Origin of the sequence: Erwinia phyllosphaerae, from assembly GCF_019132875.1 — a bacterium.
Lineage (GTDB): Bacteria > Pseudomonadota > Gammaproteobacteria > Enterobacterales > Enterobacteriaceae > Erwinia > Erwinia phyllosphaerae.
This window is the reverse complement of record NZ_JAHSPF010000024.1, coordinates 1-4,755: the sequence shown is the minus strand read 5'-3', so window position 1 is coordinate 4,755 and position 4,755 is coordinate 1. Positions and strand designations below refer to the sequence as shown.

At 50.4% G+C, this 4,755-nt stretch carries 4 protein-coding genes; all 4 read left to right on the top strand.

Annotated features, from left to right (window positions below):
* Positions 1-347: 347 nt before the first annotated feature.
* The 4 genes from KUE00_RS21685 (at position 348) to KUE00_RS21670 (ending at position 4,505) form a co-directional block, all read left to right on the top strand.
* Positions 348-1,373, top strand: a complete 1,026-nt coding sequence (locus tag KUE00_RS21685) for an amino acid ABC transporter substrate-binding protein (protein ID WP_246762643.1) — start codon at positions 348-350, stop codon at positions 1,371-1,373.
* Positions 1,374-1,440: 67 nt separating this feature from the next.
* On the top strand, positions 1,441-2,619 hold the full coding sequence (locus tag KUE00_RS21680; protein ID WP_246762642.1) for an amino acid ABC transporter permease: 1,179 nt from the start codon (positions 1,441-1,443) through the stop codon (positions 2,617-2,619).
* Between the two features lie 15 nt (positions 2,620-2,634).
* The gene (locus KUE00_RS21675) at positions 2,635-3,735 is read left to right on the top strand and encodes an amino acid ABC transporter permease (RefSeq protein WP_246762641.1); all 1,101 of its coding nucleotides are present in this window, start codon (positions 2,635-2,637) and stop codon (positions 3,733-3,735) included.
* Positions 3,736-3,743: 8 nt separating this feature from the next.
* Positions 3,744-4,505: an amino acid ABC transporter ATP-binding protein gene (locus KUE00_RS21670; RefSeq protein WP_281434728.1), complete on the top strand. Its 762-nt coding sequence runs from the start codon at positions 3,744-3,746 to the stop codon at positions 4,503-4,505.
* The last annotated feature ends 250 nt before the right edge of the window (positions 4,506-4,755 follow it).

Sequence of the window (4,755 nt, the reverse complement as noted above, 5' to 3'; positions counted from 1 at the left end):
TCTGCTTCTGCTTCTGCTTCTGCTTCTGCTTCTGCTTCTGCTTCTGCTTCTGCTTCTGCTTCTGCTTCTGCTTCTGCCACGACAATTGCATATCTCGTCACATTCACACATCTTTTTTGAAACGGTTTGCACTATTTGTGAACATCCGCGCGGCTTTTGCCACCATTTAGTGCGCAATATCAGACAAATTTTCAATCTGCTTCCGAATATTAATAAACCTTTCTATGAAATTCAGGATGCTGCAAACCTGGCATTACCTTTGCACAACCAGGGAGGGCTTTCACCGGATAAGTGCATCGTCGTATGCGCTGACCTATAACAAACGATTACGCCACACAGGATGCTTTATGAAAAAAATGATGCTTTCTACTTTGGTGACCGCTGCCGCGCTCTTCGCCGTTACTAACCAGGCTCACGCAGGGACCACGCTGGACGCGATTAAAAAGAAAGGTTTTGTGCAATGCGGTATCAGTGATGGCCTGCCTGGCTTTTCGTTTGCCGATGCCAGCGGCAAATTTAGCGGTATTGACGTCGACGTATGTCGGGCTGCCGCCGCAGCTGTTTTTGGGGATGCGACAAAGGTGAAATACACCCCGTTAACCGCGAAAGAACGTTTTACCGCTCTGCAATCTGGCGAGGTAGATATTCTTTCACGTAATACGACATGGACTTCTTCTCGCGATGGCGGCATGGGCTTCCTGTTTGCAGGCGTTAACTATTACGACGGTATCGGGTTTTTGACCCACCAGAAAGCGGGTCTTAAAAGCGCTAAAGAGCTGGACGGCGCTACCGTCTGTATCCAGGCCGGTACAGATACCGAGCTGAATGTTGCCGACTATTTTAAAGCCAATAAGATGCAGTATACGCCGGTAACCTTCGATCGTTCTGACGAGTCGGCAAAAGCGCTTGATACCGGCCGCTGCGACACGCTGGCATCCGACCAGTCTCAGCTTTATGCGCTGCGCATCAAGCTGGGCAAACCTGATGACTTTATCGTGCTGCCAGAAGTTATCTCCAAGGAACCGCTGGGGCCGGTGGTTCGCCGCGGCGACGACGACTGGTTTACAATCGTTAAATGGTCGCTGTATGCCATGCTGAATGCGGAAGAGATGGGGATCACCTCAAAAAATGTTGACGAGATGTCAGCCAGCCCAACCACGCCAGATATGGCTCACCTGCTGGGCTCAGAGGGCGATTTTGGTAAGGATCTGAAGCTGGATAACAAATGGGCTTTCAACATTATCAAGCAGGTTGGTAATTACCAGGAAGTTTTTGACCGTAACGTAGGCAAAGACAGCCAGCTTAAGATTGCTCGCGGCCAGAATGCGCTCTGGAATAAAGGCGGCATCCAGTACGCCCCGCCGGTACGTTAATTCCCCGCAACAACAAGGCGCCACTAAGCTGGCGCCTTTATTAGCCTTGCCGTTACGAGGTCTTACCATGTCACAACGCCCATCCGTAAAAAGGGACTTTTCTTTTAGTAATCCTGCGGTACGCGCCTGGCTATTTCAGGCCGGCGCCGTAGCGCTGGTTTTAGCCGCCGCTGGCTATTTGCTTCACAATACCGTTATTAATCTGGCCAGCCGTGGCATTACGTCCGGCTTTGGTTTTCTGGAGCGTAGCGCCGGTTTCGGCATCGTTCAGCACCTGATTGATTACAGCGAAGGCGATACCTATGCGCGCGTATTTATGGTCGGTCTGACTAATACGCTCCTGGTTTCTGCACTCTGCATTGTTTTTGCTTCTTTTTTAGGTTTTTTTATCGGGCTTGCACGTCTGTCGGACAACTGGCTGCTGCGCAAACTCTCCACTATCTATATTGAAATTTTCCGTAATATCCCGCCGTTGCTGCAAATTTTCTTCTGGTACTTTGCCGTACTGCGTAATCTGCCGGGTCCGCGCCAGGCGGTAAATGCTTTCGATCTGTTTTTTGTCAGTAATCGGGGGCTCTATATTCCCTTTCCCAATGCGGCTGCGGGTATATGGCCTTTTATTGTTGCCGTATTGCTGGCAATTGCAGCCAGTATCGCGCTGTTTCGCTACAACCGTACCTACCAGTTAAAAACGGGACAGCTAAGGCGCAGCTGGCCTTTGGCGCTGGCTATGCTGCTGATTTTACCTCTGGCTGCAAACCTTGTATTTGGCGCGGCCATACACTGGGATATTCCAGCGCTGCATGGATTCAATTTCCGCGGTGGTTTCGCTCTGATCCCTGAACTGGCCTCCTTGACGCTGGCGCTTTCTATTTATACCTCTTCTTTTATAGCTGAGGTTATTCGCTCCGGGATCCAGTCAGTGCCGCACGGCCAGCACGAAGCAGCGCGTTCACTGGGCTTACCTAATCCGGTAACGCTGCGCCAGGTGATTATTCCGCAGGCGATGCGCGTCATCATCCCACCTTTAACCAGCCAGTATCTGAATATCGTTAAAAACTCCTCCCTGGCTGCCGCTATTGGCTATCCCGATATGGTATCGCTCTTTGCCGGTACGGTCCTGAACCAAACGGGCCAGGCGATTGAAACCATTGCTATCACTATGGGCGTCTATCTGATTATCAGCCTGCTGATTTCGTTACTGATGAACATCTACAACCGCAAAATCCGCCTGGTTGAACGCTAAGAAAACGGGATAACTATGACTTTAACGACGCATGAAACTCAGCCTGTCCCGGAAAATGCTTTCACCAGGGCCATAAAATGGACAAGGAAAAATCTGTTTTCAAGCTGGGGTAACTCTCTGCTGACGCTTTTTTGCCTGTGGGCAATCTGGCAAATCATTCCGCCAGCGCTTAACTGGCTGGTTTTTCAGGCTAACTGGATTGGTTCGACGAGGGCAGACTGCACCAAAGAAGGAGCATGCTGGGTATTTATTCACGCCCGTTTTGGTCAGTTTATGTATGGCCTTTATCCGCACGAGCTGCGCTGGCGCATTAATCTGGCATTAGCTATTGGGCTGATCTCCCTTATTCCTTTATTCATGAAATCAATGCCGCGCCGCGGTTGGTATCTTGCCGCCTGGGCAGTTACCTTTCCTCTGGTTGTCTGGTTATTGTTGTACGGCGGTTTCTTTGGCCTGGAAAGGGTCGAAACACGTCAATGGGGCGGGCTGACGCTAACGTTGATTATTGCCTCTGTTGGCATTGCGGGCGCATTGCCGTTAGGCATCCTTTTGGCGTTAGGACGTCGTTCGACTATGCCAGTTGTGCGCGCGCTGTCAGTTATCTTTATTGAGTTCTGGCGAGGCGTGCCGCTGATTACCGTGCTTTTTATGTCCTCGGTTATGCTGCCGCTTTTTATGTCGGAAGGGAGCAGTATCGACAAGCTGGTTCGCGCGCTGGTTGGCGTCATTTTGTTTCAGTCAGCTTACGTGGCGGAAGTAGTGCGTGGTGGTCTGCAAGCTCTGCCTAAGGGGCAATATGAGGCGGCAGAGTCGCTGGCTCTGGGCTACTGGAAAACTCAGATGCTGATCATTTTGCCACAGGCATTAAAGATGGTTATTCCCGGCCTGGTTAATACAATTATCGCGCTGTTTAAGGATACCAGCCTGGTCATTATCATCGGGCTTTTTGACCTGTTTAGTAGCGTACAGCAGGCCACTGTCGATCCCGCGTGGCTTGGTATGTCGACCGAAGGCTATGTTTTTGCCGCTCTGGTTTACTGGATTTTTTGTTTCAGCATGTCGCGCTATAGCCAGTATCTGGAAAAGCGTTTTCACACCGGGCGTACGCCGCATTAAGGATTCTCATGACAAATTTACCGCTGCAGACTGACGATAAAATGATGATTACACTGGAAAACGTTAATAAGTGGTATGGGCAGTTTCACGTATTAAAAAATATCAATCTGCAGGTAAAACCTCGCGAACGTATTGTGCTGTGCGGCCCTTCCGGCTCGGGTAAATCAACCACTATCCGCTGTATCAACCATTTGGAAGAGCATCAGCAGGGGCGAATAGTTGTTGATGGTATTCATCTGAATGAAGATCTTCGCAATATTGAGCGGGTGCGGACTGAAGTCGGTATGGTATTCCAGCACTTTAACCTTTTCCCGCATCTAAGCGTGCTACAAAACTGCACGCTTGCACCCATATGGGTGCGAAAAACGGCAAAGAAGGAAGCCGAAGAGCTGGCAATGCACTATCTGGAAAGGGTACGCATAGCTGAACACGCACATAAATTTCCCGGACAGCTTTCAGGCGGACAGCAGCAGCGTGTTGCTATTGCCCGTTCGCTCTGTATGAAACCTAAGATTATGCTGTTTGATGAACCGACATCCGCGCTGGATCCGGAAATGGTTAAAGAAGTTTTAGACACGATGATTGGTCTGGCGGAAGACGGGATGACGATGCTTTGCGTCACGCATGAAATGGGGTTTGCGCGTACCGTGGCGGACCGCGTGATCTTTATGGATCGGGGAGAGATAGTGGAGCAGGCGCCGCCACAGGAATTCTTTGCTGCACCTAAATCAGAACGCACGCGCGCCTTTCTTTCGCAGGTTATTCATTAATTTTCCACAGTCCGGACAGCGCCGAAAAGATCTCTTCAGCAAGTCAGACTGTGATAATAAACAGGAGCCAGCCTGGTTACAGGCTAGCTCCTGTATCCGAACCCCGCAGATGCAAAATAGTGCTATTAAAAGCGGGTTTCCGGCGCGCAAATGCAGAGTGCTGTCCTGAGAAACGGGTTTCCCGGCGCACAAATGCAAAAAACCCTGACCGTGAGGTCAGGGTTATCGCAGTTTGATGCCTGGCAGTTCC